We start from the raw sequence: 17,009 nt of genomic DNA on the forward strand, positions 1-17,009 counted from the left end.
CTGCCTGGTTAGCTCTTCAATCTGACTATCTCCTTAGGCAACTATGTACTGGCGTCAGCTACCTGCGCTACGTAGGGGATCAGGTTGATACAAGATGCGTCGAAGGGCGTTGAATTCCAGTGCTCATGAATCACTAAAGCCGCTCCCAGCGCCGATGCCTGCGCCACGCGGGAGGCCTGAACTTTACGATCCGGATAAGCCTCGGCCAGTAAGTTCATAAACACGTCGTTTCGGGAGAATCCACCGTCAACAAAGAGTGCTTTTATGGGTGTCTGGCCGATTGCCAACGCCAGCGACGCGACCTGCTGGGCGACCAGATCGAGCATAAACTGATGATATGCTTCTTCATACGTAGCGTATTCGTTCAGGTTACGCTCAACAAAGGGGCTTTCCCGGAGTCGGGTCAGATGCGTCTGCGCGGGTGCAAGCTGCTGGAAACGAGCCCGTAAAGCCTGCACTAGTGCCGCGTCGAAGCGAACTTGCCGGTAATAATTTATATCAGTCTGAAAATAGTCAGCCAGATGCTTGATCTGCCGCTCGTGTTCATTCCCGGCGAATAAGCGCGACGATTTAACTTGTCGCCCCTCGTAGCTTAGGTAGCACAGGCAGTCCTGACCGAGCTCATCGGGCGTGAGGGGTTCGTCGTTAAAGGGGTTCATACTGACCGACCACGTACCGGTCGACAGCAGGACGAACGGCAATAAGTCGGCAGATCCGGCAAAGGCTTTTAAGTAAGGAACGAGGGCCGCCGATGAATCATGCATGCCGATACCAGCCTGCACTTCATCGCTGATTGAGAACGTAGCATCGGGCTGTAAGGGCGTTTGCCGGATGCTGTACAGTTCTTCGCTGAGTGTCCAGGGATGGTAGTCCTGGCGCGTAAAATCCCACAAAGCCGTATGGCAACCGACACTGGTAATCTCCGAAACCGGCTGACCCGTTAGTACGTAGCTAACGTATTGAGGCAGGTGCAGCGAGTGACGAATCGACGCCAACAGGTCGGGTTTGCTGTATTTCAACCAGTACAGTTGCAGGCCGGAATTCAACAGACCCAGATCGGGGGAAGCCGTTTGAACGCAAAACTTACTGGCGGGGCCATATTGTGCAAAGAACTGAGCATGCAAATCGCGGGGCAGGTCACGCAGGTAATTGTACAAAGGCGTAACCGGCTGACCGTCGTCGCCCAGATGCACCAGGCTGGCCCCATAGCCCGATACGTTCACTGCCCGAATTGCAGAGCCGTACTGAGCGGTCAGTTGCTGATACGAATCAAGCACCCAGCGCGTTAAGCGGGGCAGGTCGTCGCAGCGAAAGCCATCGTCATCCGTAATTTCGTCAAACGGCGTCTGGTCTTCGTGCAATACCCGGTAGTGCTGATCGAAGACCAGTACCTTCTTGTTGGTCTTGCCAACGTCGAAGACGACACACAAAGGCCCGGTCATAATCCTGTCGCAACGGTTTTAGCCCCGCGCTCATCAATGAGTGTACGCCGAACGGCTGTCTGTCGGAACAGAGCCAGGGGATCGAGCGCCCCACCGGCCCGCAGCCGCGCTTCGGCCACTAAGGGTCGCACATCGGTTCGGAACGCATCCTGTAGTATTTCCTGCGCCTGCACGACATCGTTTTTCGACCGGGCCTCTTCGAGGGCGGTCCGATCGACCAGTAACGCCTGGGCGTAGGCAATCTGAATGGCTTCTACACTTTGCAGCAGATCTTCGAGCGGATCTTTTACGTTATGACTTGCGTCGATCATCCAGCCTAGATCACTCGCGTGGTTCATCTGCCGGGCGTCCATCCCATCGACCAGTTCGTTAAAGATCAGAAAAAGCTGATAGGGCTTGATGCTGCCCGCCGTCAGATCGTCGTCGCCATACTTGGAGTCGTTGAAATGAAATCCGCCGAGCTTTTCTTCCATCAACAGCAGAGCCACAATCTGTTCGATGTTGGCATTGGGCAGGTGATGACCCAAATCAACCAGCGTGTAGGCTTGTGGCCCGAGTTTACTGGCGTACAGGAAACTACTGCCCCAGTCGCCAACGGTCATCGAATAAAAATTAGGCTCAAACGCTTTATATTCAACGAACATCTTCCACGGGGCGGTCCCGCCGTCGTTGGGCAGGGCGGCATAAATCTCCTGTAAACTCTCGAGCGTTCTCTGGAATGCGTGGCGGAAATTCAGCTGGCCGGGAAAACACGACCCGTCGGACAACCAGACCGTAATCGCCTTTGAGCCAAGCGCTTCTCCGTGCCGAATGACCTCGATGTTGTGCTCAATTGCCTGCCGACGCACGGCCGGATCGACGTGTTGCAGCGAGCCGAATTTATAGGTTAATGCCTGATCCGGCTGATCCTGGAACGTATTGGAATTTACGGCATCAAAGGCGAGCCCGTAGCTGGCTGCCCGTTCCCGTATGGCCGCAGCGTCCGTCGGAATGTCCCACGGAATATGGAGCGAGATGGCCCCACTGGCCCGGTTCAGCGTGTGCAGTAAACCCACATCATCAATTTTCTCTTCCAGACTGCGCGGTTCGCCCCCCCCCGGAAACCGGCCAAAGCGCGTGCCGCCGGTGCCCAGCGCCCAACTGGGAATGGCAATCTGAAACGCAATTAATTTATCGATGATCGCTTCGGCATTGGCTACGTCGCCAGTCCAGGGTGCTAACCGGTTGCGGTGACGCTCCAGCCGCTGCTGGTTATGCTGATCGAGGAGGAAAGGGTCAAGAATCATAACTCAATAGATTAGGGCAGATAAAACACTTCCCGCAAAGGTTTGCTCACCGGCGAGTTGTCGGGATTGGTAGCCATGATGTCCTGCATATAGGCCCACCAGCGCTGCATCACAGGTTCCTGAGGCAACCTATCCAAAGCCGCCAGGTCAACAGCCTCCATTACGCCGAAGAGCGTATGGGTCGATTCGTCCAGAAAGATCGAATACGCACTGATGCCCGTGCGTTTAAGCAGGTCCTGAAGTTCGGGCCATAGCTCGTCGTGCCGCCGTTGATACTCAGCGGCCTGCCCTTCGAACAACTGCATAACGAATGCTCGTCTGGCCATCTTTACCGCACGAAAGCCATTGCTACGCCCCCGTCCACGTTCAGTACGTTGCCCGTCGACTTGTTCAGCAGACCACCAACGAGCGCAAAGCAGGCGTTTGCAATGTCATCGGGTAGAATCACTTCGCCGAGCAGGGTACGTTTCGCGTAGTAGCCAGGCAATTCTTCGACCGATACGCCGTATGCTTTCGCCCGGCCTTCGGCCCAGGCACCCGCCCAGATCTTGGAATCGGCGATAACCGCATCGGGATTAACGACATTAACCCGAATGTGATCTTTTCCCAGTTCAGCGGCATTCAAGCGGCTTAAGTGGAGCTGAGCGGCTTTGGCGGAGCCGTAACCTGCGTTGTTCGGGCCTGATACCAAGGCATTTTTGCTGACGATGTTGATCACATCGCCCCCGAAGCCTTGCTTGCGCATTACGTCTACGCCAGCCTGGGTGACCATGAACTGACCTTTCACGAGGATGTCGTAGAGCAGATCCCAGTCTTTTTCGGTATGTTCTTCCAGTGGTTTCGATATGCTGATGCCCGCACAGTTCACCACCAAATCTACCCCGCCAAAGGCCAGACAAGCCGCCTTATAAGCCGCCCGGATGCTATCGCCTTCGGTAACATCTACCAGCACATCGGTATGCGTGTCTTTGCCGTACTGACTGCGAAAATCATCGTTTGCGCCGGCGAGTCGGCCCTCATCGTTATCGGTAACGATTATGCAGGCTCCCTCATCGGCAAAGCGTTTTGCAATGGCTTTACCAATCCCTCCCGCACTACCGGTTATGAGCGCAATCCGGCCCGAAAGTGGTTTAGGCTTCGGCATACGCTGGAGTTTGGCTTCTTCCAGCAACCAGTATTCAATATCGAACGCTTCCTGGCGGGGCAGCGAGGTGTATTCCGAAATAGCCTCCGCCCCTTTCATTACGTTGATGGCGTTGATATAAAATTCGGCCGCTACCCGCGCGGTCTGTTTGTCTTTCGCGAAGGTGAACATGCCCACACCCGGGTACAGCAACACCACCGGGTTACGATCGCGAATGGCTGGGCTGTTGGGGTGTTTGCACGTATCGTAATACGCTTGGTACATAGCCCGGTAGCTTTCAAAAGCAGGGGTTAGCTTTTCCTTCAGCGCGCCGGCATCCGATAAATCTTCGTCGGGAGTAAGCGTCAGCACCAGCGGACTAATTTTGGTACGCAGGAAGTGATCCGGGCAGCTGGTTCCCATCGGAGCCAGGCGGCTCAGGTCACTGGAATTGATGTACTCAAGTACGCGCTCATCCTCCGTAAAGTGGCCGATCATCTGGGTTTGGGACGAACAAAGGCCCCGCAGTACGGGTGCCAGCAGAGCCGCCTGACTGCGCCGGGCCGCTGGTTCCAGCGATTGCAGCACTGAACCGCCGAACGGCGCCTTGCCCTCTTTACCGTAGTTACTTTCGAGATACTCCGCGCACTTCTCAATAACCTCTAACGTATTGATATAGCTATCGTAGGCCGTATCGCCCCAGGTAAACAAGCCGTGCGAACCCAGCATAATACCCCGGATACCCGGATTCTCGCGGACGCACTGCTCTAATTTCAAGCCCAGGTCGAAACCAGGCCGCTGCCAGTCTACCCAGCCAATCTGCCCGTTGAAAAGCTCCTGCGTAATGGCCTGACCGTCCTTGGCAGCCGCAATGGCAATAGCGGCATCAGGATGGAGGTGGTCAATGTGTTTATACGGCAAAAAGGCGTGCAGGGGCGTATCGATAGAGGGGGCCTTAGATGCCAGATCGTAAATGCAGTAGTTGAACAACCCGACCATTTCGTCTTCAAACGCTAACCCCCGATAGATTTTCTTGAGATTATTCAGACGATCCATGTACAAAGCGGCCAAACCACTACGTTTCATGGTACCCAGGTCGCCACCCGAGCCTTTAACCCACATTACTTCGGTTGGCTGGCCCGTCAGCGGATCAGGAGACGTAACTTTGCAGGACGTATTGCCGCCCCCGTAGTTCGTTAATCGAAGATCGGCTCCTAACAGATTAGAACGATAGACCAGCAGAGCGACTTCATCCCCGGCGAGCTCGGCCGCTTTGGCTTCGTCCCACAAGTAGCTGACATGCTTGAAGGTAGTTGGGTTTGGCGCTGAAAGTTGCATTTGTTTAATGTTATTTTGACGGAAAACAAGTTTTATAACAAAAGTAGATACTGATTGCCGGTAACCTTCCTATGGTAACCCATAGCCAGGGCTGTTACTCTATATTCATTGCCTTATTCATTACCTTAGGCTGCCAATGAACGCATCTACCCCGCTCGACGCTGACACTACTACGGTACGACTAAGCCAGATTCGAATAAATAGTCGCTCGGAAACTCCGAAATACTGGCAGATCTATAACTCAATCATCGACGGCATTGAGAACCAGACTATTTCGCCCGGCCATAAGCTGCCCTCTATTTATGAGGTGAGTGGCGAGTTTGACATCTCGCACGGCACGGTCGAAAAAGCGTATCGGTTGCTTAAAACGAACGGGATTATCGAATCGGTAAACGGTAAAGGCTTCTACGTTTGCCACACCCCCATTGGTCATAAGCTCAAAGTTTTTTTACTGTTCAATAAGCTCAGCACACATAAAAAGATCATTTACGATGCGCTGATCGAAAGCCTCGGGCCAGACGTATCCATTGACTTTCATGTGTATAACAATGACTTTCAGCGCTTCAGCAACCTGATTCATCAGGATAACGCCGGGCATACGCATTACGTCATTATTCCTCACTTTTTTGATCAGGAAGACAAAGCCCGCGCGATTATCAACGCCTTACCCAAAAACAAGCTGGTAATCTTAGACAAGTTTGTCGAGGGGATTACGGGGACGTATGCCGCGGTGTATCAGAACTTTCAGGCCGACATTGAATTTGCCCTGACCGAAGCCTTGCCGCTGCTACGTAAATACCATACGCTGAACATCCTTTTCCCGGCACAAACTTACCATCCAAAAGCTATTCTGAATGGCTTCTACTCATTTTGCCACGCGCACGACTTCAAAGCCCGGACCATCTACAACCCGGACGAAGAGCCGATCGAAGCCGGAAACGCCTACATTAATCTAATGGAAGATGATTTGGTAACGCTGGTGAAGAAAATCAAGCAAACGTCGCTGAAGCTGGGGCAGGACGTGGGCATTCTGTCCTACAATGACACGCCCGTGAAGGAGGTTATTCTGGATGGCATTACCGTCATGTCGACTGATTTTGCCGAGATGGGCCGCACGGCCGCTCGCCTGATTCGGGACAACTGCCCGCTTCATGTCGAAAACCCGTTTCGGCTCATTGTGCGACATTCGTTGTAAGCGTAAATCGAACCGGGCAAGGACAGTGATCGTTGCCCGGTTCGATTTTGTTAAATCCGCTGGATCAGGTCAGCGACTTTATGCACCTCCCGGCCCATGATGTGGTCGATGATCGACTGCGCGTGTTCGCGCCCGTTTTCAATAAAGACTTTTTCGGTGTAGATGCCGGCCAGTACCGTGCCGCACACGTACAAGCCCGGGATGTTCGTCTCAAAGGTCTCTCTATTGTAAACCGGTACCTGCGTAGTTGGATCAAGGTCGATGCCGCAGCGACGCAACAGGTCGGCATCGGGTATGTAGCCGGTTAAGACAAATACGAAATCGGCCGGAATCTGCGATTCTTCGCCTGTTTTCAGGTTGTTTACCGTTACGTTCTGTTCGTCGATCTGGGTGACGACTGAGTCAAACACGGTTTTGATTTTACCTTCTTTAACGCGGTTCTTCACGTCGGGCACCAGCCAGTATTTTACCGTACTTCTGAAGTCTTCGCCCCGGTGAACAACTGTAATCGTTACGTCGTGCCGGTACAGTTCCAAAGCCGCTTCAACGGCCGAGTTAGACGCGCCGATGATCACAACATTCGTGAAGGAATACTTAAACGGTTCGTCGTAGTAATGCGATACGTGCGGCAGGTCTTCGCCCGGAATGCCGAGCCACCGTGGTCGGGTAAAATAGCCGGTAGCCATAATCACCTTCCGCGCCTGATACCGGTCGCCGGTTTTGGTCAGAACGGTAAACAGGCCATCCGCTTCTGTTTTAACCTCCCAAACCTCCTGAAATAACTTGAAATTGAGTTTGTAATAAGCGGCTGCTTTCCGGTAATACTGCAGCGCTTCATCGCGCCCCGCTTTTACGCCTGAGATCGGGAACGGCAACCCGCCAATTTCGATGTTCTCGGCCGTGGAAAAGAACCGCATCCGGCGTGGATACTGACGAATCGATTCGGTCAGACTACCCATTTCCAGGATCAAATGGCTCAACCCAGATTTGACCGCTTCAATACCGGCAGCTAAGCCACAGGGCCCCCCACCTACTATGAGTACATCAACTACCTGCATACTGCCTAAATCATTCATAAGGGCTTATTCACCTTACCAAACCAAACTCATTCAAAAAGGAATACCTGCTACGTTAAGAACGATGGGACCGTCGCAAAGATTCACAGGCTGATGCCATACCGTTTTGAATTCTGCCTCGCTGCTGCACCCTATCTAATCCTCGTTAAGTATAAATATTAGCTTTTTTAATAACTTATTTTATAATATTTATAAACTATAAAGTAAGTGTACATATAACCATTTAATAAATATTACCAAAGCAAATATTTCGAGAACATCCAGACGAAATTTGTGCACGTATACACCCTCCGTATAGCGTAGGCCCCTACATGGGCCGACTTGACGGCCCACTATACTACTCGATTAATTAAGTAAACAGCTCACCCTGAACTACCTATGTCTTAAACAACTTGCTATCTGCTGCGTTTTCCCGCATAATCTGTTTACTCAACTCACATTCACCTAATTAACAACCAACTCAACTATGAAAATTACAGGTTTTACCGCACTCGTCTGTCTCTCTACGGTTAGCTTGTTAAGCTGCTCGCCCGACCAGTCTGAATCCGGAACGGCTGGTATAGCCCCGGTTGTTCAGGGCAGTCAGGCCGAAGAAGCGTTTCCCGATCAGCACGGTTCGCTGCAAACGGCCTATCTGAACAAGCAGAAGATTAAGTATCGCCTGATTAATGGGCAGGCTGTTTTCGAACGCGATATATTGCTTACGCCCGACGATTTGGAAGATCGAATCGATGTCAGTACAGAAGGTACGGGACGCTCGAAATCAACCGCTCGCTGGCCGGGAAAAGTCGTGTATTATAGCATCGACCCCGCCCTGCCCAATCAGGCCCGTGTGCTGAATGCCATTGCTCATTGGGAAGCGAATACGCCCATCCGGTTCGTTCAGCGCACTACGCAGCGGGGTTACGTGCTGTTCAAGAAAGGCAACGGCTGCTCATCCAACGTTGGTTACTCGGGTGGACTTCAATACGTTACGTTAGGCGACGGGTGCACAACGGGGAACACCATCCATGAGATTGGTCACACCATCGGGCTGTGGCACGAACACACCCGGGCCGATCGGGACACCTACGTAACGGTGAATATGGCGAACGTCCGGCCCGGCTATGAAAGTGACTTCGATACGTACTCCACCCGCGGTTTCGATGGATTTGACTCTCCCGGCGGACTCGATTTTGGGTCGATTATGCTCTACGGTTCCTACGATTTCTCGGTAAACGGCCTCCCGACCATCACCCGGAAAAATGGAACAACCTTTACAATCCAACGTAACGCCTTATCAGTTACGGATATTAACACCGTATTGGCCATGTACCCATAAGCACCTGGAAGCGCTGTTGATCCGATGGAACGATACGTAAAAAACGCTTCCGTCGGGACAACAGCGCTTCCGGATGTGTCGGCTAACTGGCGGCTAGAACCTCCGAGCTGTCTTCGTTTGTTTTACAAAGATTGGTACACAGTGGATTCTCGAATCGGCGCAAGGGTCCTGATCGGCGGGTAACACCTCTACCGTCTGGCTAATCTCACACCCGTTGGTTCCAGTGACGGTTACAGTGTACTCGCCGGGCAGCGTTACAATCGGCTCCACTTCGGTGCTGGTGAAATTACCGGGTCCGTTCCAGAATAAAGTCGCACCCGGAGCCTCCGCGTATACGGTACTCGTACAACCCGCACCCCGGCAGGGCAAAGCTCCTCCATAGGCGATGAGTTCAGGACGGGCGGTGTCGGCCGTAACAACGGCGCGGGCAGTAGCGGGCGTATCGGGGCAGTCGACCCGACTAATCGTTAAGCTATACGAGCCCGCTGCCGACACCACCGGGTTTTGTTCCGCACTGGTGAACCCGTCGGGACCGCGCCAGTTATACATAATATTGCTGGTCAGCACGGCCCCATCGGGGTTGCGGGCCTCAGCGTGTAAACTGACCTGAGCGACGGCGCAGCTTACCTGACCTCCCACGGCCAAAGCGGTAATGGGCAAGCAAGGCTCCTGATCGACTGGCAGTAACTCAACGGCCAGGTCTACTTGACAACCGTTCGCCCCCGTGGCCGTCACCGTATAGGTACCGGGAATGCTCACTTCCGGTTCGGCAACGGTACTGGTGAAACCACCCGGCCCGGTCCAACGTAACGTTGCCTCCGGCGCTTCGGCAAACAAGCTGCTGGCACAGTTTACACACGGCAACCCACTCCCCAAAGCAATCAGGCTGGGCCGGACCGTATCGGCGGCAACTACGGCCAGCGCCGAACTTTGCTGACCCAGACACGACAGCGTCGTCACCGTTAAGGTATAGGTGCCTGCTACCGAAACCACTGGGTTTTGCTCAGCGGTCGAGAAGCCGTCGGGTCCACGCCAACTGTAAATGACATGGCTGGTCACTGTATCTCCGGCGGCATTGTGAGCAGTTCCCGGCAAGCTTACCTGGGCGACTGCGCAGGTAAGCAGACCACCTGTTGCCGAAGCAGATACCGGCGGCTTGATCAGCAACACGGTTTCGTAGGCGGGTCGGCAGTCGGGGCTTTGAGGAGTCGGGTAAATAATCGCGTAGATGTACCGCGTAGCTACGGATGAACTATTGTTCGTTGTGTTCACGCTGGGATTAAGCAATTCGGCCCGATTGTTGGCGTTGGGCTTTACTGTACCAATCACTACTCCTCCAAGACCGTACATGGCCGTGCCGGACTGCGGACTGGTAAAGACGACGAACCGCACGGATTCCTCCGGATTGACATGAAGCCCCCTAACCCCCAGTGGAAAAATTTTCTGGCCTGAGCAGGCCAAAATCGTGTCTTCGTCGCTGATTAGCTCAGGGCAGGAATAAACGCCCAGATCATAGCCGACCGGGTCTTTTACGCCGACGCTGACATTGAACGCGGGTGTTTTTACGAACTGAACACTGGTACTGCTGTTGCCACCATAGGGTCTAGCATAGTACCCTGTGGGCAGATTCGTGAACTTAATGGAAAGGAGATTCCCGGCGGGTGCGTCGCCATTGAGCGATGAGTAATTTTCATCTGTATCAGCTTTAGTCGATCCTAAGATTTTGCCAGGATCGACAAAGGTTAATACTGTAGTTTCTGCTGCACTTGGTTCGGTCGGCGATGTGTCTGAGCGAAGACTATTTGAGTCGTAATCGTGGAACGCAGCGCTATTTAGCTGGGCGTAAGCGCGGATAGGGTTGGCCCAGGCAAATAGCAGGGCCATGAACTGGGCCGTGAGGAGACCAGTCCTTAACCAGTAAATTTTTTTCATAAACGAGGCTGTTCGTTTGAGGATTTTATTTATCCGGTTTATGAAGCCGGATAACACGATTGCTCGGCCAAGCTTTTAGTTCTAGAAAATAGGTAGATTTACTTATTATCTGATTCAGTAGACTTAAACGAGCATCAGCATCGCAGACAAAATTCTTGCCAGTCTGGGGCTGAAATAGCTGTATATTTACTGGCTGGCTTGTGGACTCCGTGGAAAACCTATACAATACGTTATTTTCGTCAATTGACGCTGAGGAAATAACCTTCTTTGCCGATTTGATTCTGCCCATCCCGGTCCCTAAGTTTTTTACGTATCGGGTGCCACGCGGAATGGCCGATACGCTCAAAATTGGTGCCAGGGTTATTGTCCCCTTTGGCAAGAATAACGGCCGCGTGATGACGGCCGTGGTTGCCCGGCTCCACAACTCCCCGCCCAGCGCCTACCAGGCTCGTTATATTTCCGAAGTGCTGGATGAATACCCACTCGTAAACAGTTACCAGCTCGAGTTATTCCGCTGGATGGCTGAATATTATATGTGCTGCATCGGCGACGTCATGAACGTAGCGCTACCGTCGGGTCTTAAAATTTCCAGCCAGTCGAAGGTTCAGTTTAACCCTGATTTCGATTACCCCGAGCTGCTCACTTCGTTCGAGGAAACCTTGCTCAACGAGTTAAAAAAGCACCCGGCTTTATCGTACGAAGAACTGGGTCGGCTGGCGGGCGAAGGCAGCAACGTACCCGCGCTCATCAAATCGCTGGTCGGCAAGAAAGCGGTCATTGTTTTTGAAGAAGTTAAAGAAAAGTACATTCCCAAAATGGTGCGCAAAGTTCGGCTGCACCCGAATTACGAAGAGAAAGAACAGCTTCTGGTACTGCTGAAGCGGCTCGAAAAGCTGCCCAAACAGCAGGAAGTCGTCATGCGCTACCTGCGCCACGTACCGGTTCAGATCAATTCAGCCCTCAACCAGAAAGGCCTCGACAAAACGATCCTGAATCAGGACGACGAAATTTCGCAGTCCTCGCTGACAACCTTAATCAAGAACCAGGTTTTCGAGACGTTCGAGGTGATCCAGCCCCGGTTTTCCGACACGAATCCGGGGACACAGGTCGAGATTAAACTAACAGATGCGCAGCGAGCAGCGTCGCAGCAGATCATGGCGCATTTCGAACGCCAGAACATCGTCCTGCTGCATGGAATCACGGGCAGCGGCAAAACCGAAGTCTATATCGACCTGATTCAGCAGGCGCTGGCGGGTGGTTCGCAGGTGCTGTATCTCTTGCCCGAAATTGCGCTCACGACGCAGATCGTTGTCCGCCTACAACGGGTATTCGGCGACAAGATGGGCATTTACCATTCAAAGTTTTCGGACAACGAGCGGGTTGAAGTCTGGAAGGGCGTCGTGTCGGGGCAGTACCAGTTTGTGATCGGCGTGCGTTCATCGGTGTTTCTTCCCTTCGATAACTTAGGGCTGGTCATCGTCGACGAAGAGCACGAAACGTCTTATAAACAGCACGATCCGGCTCCCCGCTACCACGCCCGCGACGTAGCGATGATGCTGGCACACTGGCAGCAAGCCAAAGTAGTATTAGGTTCGGCCACCCCTTCGCTGGAAACGTATTACCAGGCCCAGCAGGGTCGTTACGGTTTAGTTGAGCTTTTCCAGCGCTTTGGCGAAGCCACCCTACCTCGTATTCTGTTAGTTGATACCAAGCAGGAAAAAAAGCAGAAAACCATGCGGAGTGAGTTTTCGTCGGCGCTGCTCAACGCCCTGGAGATGAACCTGGAGCGCAAAGAGCAGAGTATCCTGTTCCAGAACCGGCGGGGTTATTCACCCTATATGCAGTGCGAAGACTGCGACTGGACGGCCGAGTGCGCCAACTGTGCGGTTAGTTTAACGTATCACCAGCGCGACGCTGAACTTCGCTGCCACTACTGCGGTCACAAAGAGGCCGTACCACGGGTGTGTCCTACCTGCGGCTCCACGAAGGTACGTACCATCGGCTTTGGCACCGAAAAGCTGGAAGACCAGCTTCAGATTTTCTTTCCCCAGTCGCGGGTGCTGCGCATGGATCTGGACACGACGCGCGCCAAAAACGCGTATCAGCAAATCATTCAGGAGTTTGAAGGTGGTCAGGTCGATATGCTGGTTGGCACGCAGATGATCACCAAAGGCCTGGACTTCGACAATGTCAGCTTAGTGGGCATTTTTGATGCCGATCGCCTGATTCATTTCCCGGATTTTCGGGCCACCGAACGATCGTTTCAAATGCTGACCCAGGTAAGCGGCCGGGCGGGTCGACGGGCGGGTCGACAAGGCACCGTCTTGATTCAAACCAACAACCCGCAGCAAACTATCCTGCAAAAAATTATTGAGAACGATTACAAAGGCTTATACGAGGAAGAAATTCAGGAGCGCCAGAATTTTAACTACCCTCCATTCTGCCGATTGATCAAACTAACCGTTCGCCACCCCGACAAAGCCATTAGCCACCAGGCTGCTGAGCGCCTTACGGCCGAATTGACCGATGCCCTCGGCAGCAGCCGCGTTCTCGGCCCCGAGGAACCCTTGGTTGAACGGATTCGGAACCAGTTTCTGTTCGATATTCTCGTGAAAATCGAACGCGACAAGGTAAATGTTAAAGCCGTTAAAGCGTATATCCAGGAACGCATCAACGACATCCTGACCGACAAAGGCCTCCGGCAGGTTAGCATCGTGGCCGATGTAGATTGTTTGTAAAGCCTGTAAAATTTCGGCGAACACCACCGTATATTATCACAGCCGGTTATTTTTGCACCGGCTTTCGGCCATTTTGCCCAATTTTCCCGTCCCTCATGTCCAAGAAAACCAAGATTGTGGCCACCATTGGCCCAGCTTCCGAAACGAAAGAACAATTGCTGGCATTAGCCAAAGCTGGGGTAAATGTTTTCCGGCTCAACTTTTCCCACGGCACGCACGAAGATCATCTGATGCGGCTGACCCGTATTCGCGAAATTAACGCGGAACACAACCTGAACCTTTGCGTATTACAAGATTTACAAGGTCCTAAAATTCGGATCGGCAACGTCGAAAACAAAGATGGCGTGATGCTGCTGCCCGGCAATAAATTAGTCTTCACTAACGACGATATTGTCGGAACCGCCGAGCGCGTCAGTACGCCCTACAAAGACATGTACAAAGACGTACATCCTGGCGAACGCATTCTGATGGATGATGGCAAGCTGGAAGTGCGCGTAATCGGGAAAGAAGGCACCGACGTAATCACGGAAGTGGTATATGGCGGCCCTATGAAATCGAAAAAAGGCGTAAATCTGCCCAACACAAAGGTTTCGATGCCCGCAGTTACCGAAAAAGACTGGGCAGACCTGGAGTTTGGTCTGGAAAACAACGCCGAGTGGATTGCACTGTCGTTCGTTCGGGAAGCTTCCGAGATCATCGAGATCAAAGACTATATCCGATCGAAAGGCAAGACCAGCCGGGTAATCGCCAAAATCGAAAAACCCGAAGCGATTCAGAACATCGACGAGATCATTGCTGCCACGGATGGCCTGATGGTCGCGCGGGGTGACCTGGGTGTGGAACTGCCCGCCGAAGAGGTTCCCATGATTCAGAAGATGCTCGTTGAAAAATGCAATCGGGCCGCGAAGCCCGTCATTGTGGCGACGCAAATGCTGGAAAGCATGATCGACGCTCCTCGCCCAACCCGCGCCGAAATTAATGACATTGCCAACTCGGTAATGGATGGCGCCGATGCGGTGATGCTCAGCGCCGAAACGGCCTCGGGTAAGTACCCGATCCTGGCGGTTGAAAGCATGGCCAATACAATTCGGCAGGTTGAAGTGACCACCGACAAAATTTACTATCGCTACCACGCGCAGGTCAACGAGCAGCCCAGCGAAAACGCAATCAACGACAACGTCGTGATGAGCGCCTGCCGCCTGGCCCGCGACACCAAAGCCAAGGCTATTATCGGCATTACCAATTCGGGCTATACGGCCGTTCGAATTTCGCACCATCGCCCCAAGGCTGATCTGTTCGTATTCTCGAACGATGCGCAGCTCCGGAATACCCTCGGTCTATATTGGGGTGTTCAGGTACTGCCGTATGAGCCGGATGCCAATCTGACCATCGATCAGACGGTTGAAGGCATTAAGCAGACGCTCATCAGCCGGGGTAAGCTCCAGTCGGGCGATATTTTTATCAATACGTTAAGTATGCCGCTGACGCAGGCGCGCCGAACCAATACGGTGAAGCTGAGCACGGTCGATTAATACCGAACCGAGTAAGCACTAAAAAGCCGCGAAACCAAGGGTCATCGCGGCTTTTCTGTTCTCACTGAAAATGGAGACGTTGGTTGGTCGTACGAACTACGCAGTCAGTACGATCAACGTATTATTCGGTTGGCGTTTCCGCCTTTGGTTCATCTGCTGCTTCAGCGGTAGCGACTTCTGACGTATCGGACGCGGTTTCTGGGGCCGCATTCGTTTCTTCAGGCGCTGCTGTTTCAAACGACTCGGGTACGTACTGGCGCAGAATGCCATACCACGAAACCAGTTTTTTAATGTCGGTTGGCCGAACCCGTTCGCGATCGTAATCGGGCAGCACTGTAGTCATAAAATCCGACAGCTCATCGTTCGACGCTTTCGAATCAATGGGCAGTGCATCACCGTACTTTTCACGAACCGCCAGCAGCACCGCACTGAGCGGGACCGACTGCTCCTCACCGCCTTCGACGTAAATAGAAATGTCGTTCAGCACCGAGACACGGGCGGTTGGGCCCATCATAGTCTTGGCTTTTTTGTCATCCAGCGACTCTACGATTACGCCTGCCCGACCAGGTTTTAAAATACGATACAGACCACTGTAGCCGGCAACGTTGGCAATTGTTTTTAATGCTTCCATAGATACTTTGTAAACTGGTAACGCCTGTTTTGGTTGGCGTATTGCTTTTTTATTGTAATAATTGGTTGAATGGGTACTCAGTAATCGACCACGATGGTCAGTGGCGTGGGTTATTTTTATATTGCTGGTTCAGGGGTTGGATGAACGAAAGAATATCTTCCCGCCCGGCCGACGTAACCGCCGATGTGATGAACATTTCGGGAGCCTCCTCCCAGGTTTCAAGCAGTTTGTTTCGATAAGCCTCGATTGTTGCCTTCAATTTGGTGACGCCCAGTTTCTCTGTTTTTGTAAACACGATCACGAACGGCAGCCCCCGTTCGCCTAAATTGCTCATAAAATCGAGGTCAATTTTCTGGGGTTCGATGCGCGAATCGACCAGGACAAAAATGCACAGCAGGTTCGGACGACTGGTGAGGTAGCCATCAATCAAAGCCGCAAACTTCTCTCGCTCAACCTTACTAACCTGCGCGTAGCCATAGCCCGGCAAGTCGACCAGGTACCACTCGTTGTCGATAACGAAGTGGTTAATCAACTGAGTCTTACCGGGTTTACCCGATATTTTCGCCAGGGACGCGCGCCCCGTCAGCATGTTAATCAGCGACGACTTACCCACATTTGAGCGACCAATAAACGCGTACTCCGGCCGGTCGGGCTTGGGGCACTTGGCTGGATCAGAATTGCTAACGAAGAATTCGGCTTGTTTGACAGGCATGGCGTTACTGGCTAAAACGGCCGCAAAGTTCGCAAAGAATACCGACAATGGCACATGATTTGTGATTTGTGATTATTACAGATCTCACTTAATTTGCCATATAAATCAATTTAGCAGCAGGAAACGAAAGCGGCTAATTGTTACGTTATTAACGAGCAAACTACAAGACCACCGGTGCGCCGGTTTAATTATGAAGAACGTTTTTTGGGTACTGACCATCCTGTTCGCAGGGCTCGGTTCCGGGTCGACCAACGCGGCCCTGTCAACAACCGGTCTGCACTACGTGGGCGATAAAAAGCCGGGGCTGACAACAGACGGTGCTGAAGGTATTCAGTTCACCGACGCATCCTGGCGGGAAATCCTGAAAAAGGCGAAGGCCGAGAAAAAGGTGATCTTCCTGGACGCATACGCAAGCTGGTGCCAGCCCTGCAAAATGCTCCAGAAGAACGTATTCACGAAGAAGAACGTAGGCGATTTTTACAACAGTAAATTCATCAATGTGAAAATGGATATGGAAAAAGGCGAAGGCCCGGCCCTTTCGCAGGTCTATCCGCTGGAAGCTTACCCGACGCTGTTGTTTATCGACGGCAATGGCCGCGTTTTGAAGAAAGTGTTAGGCTACCAATCGCCGGAGAGTCTGATTGCGATTGGCAAAAGCGTTAAATAAAGCTTATAACATTTGG

The 17,009-nt window shown here is 52.5% G+C and carries 13 protein-coding genes; 5 read left to right on the forward strand and 8 right to left on the reverse strand.

All coding sequences use genetic code 11. The annotated features are described in order from the left end of the window. Window positions 1-41: 41 nt before the first annotated feature. From ACYVBJ_RS18835 to ACYVBJ_RS18850, 4 genes are read right to left on the reverse strand one after another with little or no spacing between them, the layout of a single operon-like run. On the reverse strand, window positions 42-1,442 hold the full coding sequence (locus ACYVBJ_RS18835; RefSeq protein WP_460983853.1) for an FGGY-family carbohydrate kinase: 1,401 nt from the start codon (window positions 1,440-1,442) through the stop codon (window positions 42-44). Continuing rightward, window positions 1,439-2,728: a sugar isomerase gene (locus tag ACYVBJ_RS18840; protein WP_460983854.1), complete on the reverse strand. Its 1,290-nt coding sequence runs from the start codon at window positions 2,726-2,728 to the stop codon at window positions 1,439-1,441. Before ACYVBJ_RS18840 ends, ACYVBJ_RS18835 begins: the two co-directional genes overlap by 4 nt. Before the next feature lie 11 nt (window positions 2,729-2,739). Beyond that, window positions 2,740-3,054, reverse strand: a complete 315-nt coding sequence (rhaM, locus tag ACYVBJ_RS18845; protein WP_460983855.1) for an L-rhamnose mutarotase — start codon at window positions 3,052-3,054, stop codon at window positions 2,740-2,742. A gap of 2 nt (window positions 3,055-3,056) precedes the next feature. Then, window positions 3,057-5,189, reverse strand: coding sequence for a bifunctional aldolase/short-chain dehydrogenase (locus tag ACYVBJ_RS18850; protein ID WP_460983856.1), 2,133 nt, complete (start codon window positions 5,187-5,189; stop codon window positions 3,057-3,059). 136 nt (window positions 5,190-5,325) lie between these two features. Here ACYVBJ_RS18850 and ACYVBJ_RS18855 point away from each other — a divergent pair, with 136 nt between their 5' ends. Next, window positions 5,326-6,384, forward strand: coding sequence for a GntR family transcriptional regulator (locus tag ACYVBJ_RS18855; protein WP_460983857.1), 1,059 nt, complete (start codon window positions 5,326-5,328; stop codon window positions 6,382-6,384). Between the two features lie 50 nt (window positions 6,385-6,434). Here ACYVBJ_RS18855 and ACYVBJ_RS18860 read toward each other — a convergent pair whose 3' ends face one another. Next, the gene (locus tag ACYVBJ_RS18860) at window positions 6,435-7,442 is read right to left on the reverse strand and encodes a YpdA family putative bacillithiol disulfide reductase (protein ID WP_460983891.1); all 1,008 of its coding nucleotides are present in this window, start codon (window positions 7,440-7,442) and stop codon (window positions 6,435-6,437) included. A 484-nt stretch (window positions 7,443-7,926) separates the two neighbouring features. On the opposite strand from ACYVBJ_RS18860, the gene ACYVBJ_RS18865 reads away from it, so the two are divergent. Beyond that, complete coding sequence (locus ACYVBJ_RS18865; protein ID WP_460983858.1) at window positions 7,927-8,781, forward strand: M12 family metallopeptidase; 855 nt, start codon at window positions 7,927-7,929, stop codon at window positions 8,779-8,781. Window positions 8,782-8,874: 93 nt separating this feature from the next. On the opposite strand, the gene ACYVBJ_RS18870 is transcribed toward ACYVBJ_RS18865, so the two are convergent. Beyond that, window positions 8,875-10,713 (reverse strand): hypothetical protein, encoded by a 1,839-nt coding sequence (locus ACYVBJ_RS18870; protein WP_460983859.1) that lies wholly within the window; start codon window positions 10,711-10,713, stop codon window positions 8,875-8,877. A gap of 209 nt (window positions 10,714-10,922) precedes the next feature. On the opposite strand from ACYVBJ_RS18870, the gene priA reads away from it, so the two are divergent. Both priA and pyk read left to right on the forward strand, forming a co-directional pair. After that, window positions 10,923-13,451 carry a replication restart helicase PriA gene (gene priA, locus ACYVBJ_RS18875; protein WP_460983860.1) on the forward strand — a complete coding sequence of 843 codons (2,529 nt, stop codon included), beginning with the start codon at window positions 10,923-10,925 and terminating at the stop codon, window positions 13,449-13,451. 95 nt (window positions 13,452-13,546) lie between these two features. Further along, the gene (pyk, locus tag ACYVBJ_RS18880) at window positions 13,547-14,983 is read left to right on the forward strand and encodes a pyruvate kinase (RefSeq protein ID WP_460983861.1); all 1,437 of its coding nucleotides are present in this window, start codon (window positions 13,547-13,549) and stop codon (window positions 14,981-14,983) included. A 121-nt stretch (window positions 14,984-15,104) separates the two neighbouring features. Here the strand turns inward: pyk and ACYVBJ_RS18885 are convergent, their stop codons facing one another. Both ACYVBJ_RS18885 and yihA read right to left on the reverse strand, forming a co-directional pair. Continuing rightward, window positions 15,105-15,614: a DUF5606 family protein gene (locus ACYVBJ_RS18885; protein WP_460983862.1), complete on the reverse strand. Its 510-nt coding sequence runs from the start codon at window positions 15,612-15,614 to the stop codon at window positions 15,105-15,107. A gap of 97 nt (window positions 15,615-15,711) precedes the next feature. After that, window positions 15,712-16,326: a ribosome biogenesis GTP-binding protein YihA/YsxC gene (gene yihA / locus ACYVBJ_RS18890; protein ID WP_460983863.1), complete on the reverse strand. Its 615-nt coding sequence runs from the start codon at window positions 16,324-16,326 to the stop codon at window positions 15,712-15,714. Window positions 16,327-16,516: 190 nt separating this feature from the next. Between yihA and ACYVBJ_RS18895 the strand changes: the two genes are divergently transcribed. Beyond that, complete coding sequence (locus tag ACYVBJ_RS18895) at window positions 16,517-16,993, forward strand: thioredoxin family protein (protein WP_460977460.1); 477 nt, start codon at window positions 16,517-16,519, stop codon at window positions 16,991-16,993. Window positions 16,994-17,009 lie beyond the last annotated feature (16 nt).

Source organism: Spirosoma fluminis (assembly GCF_054778895.1).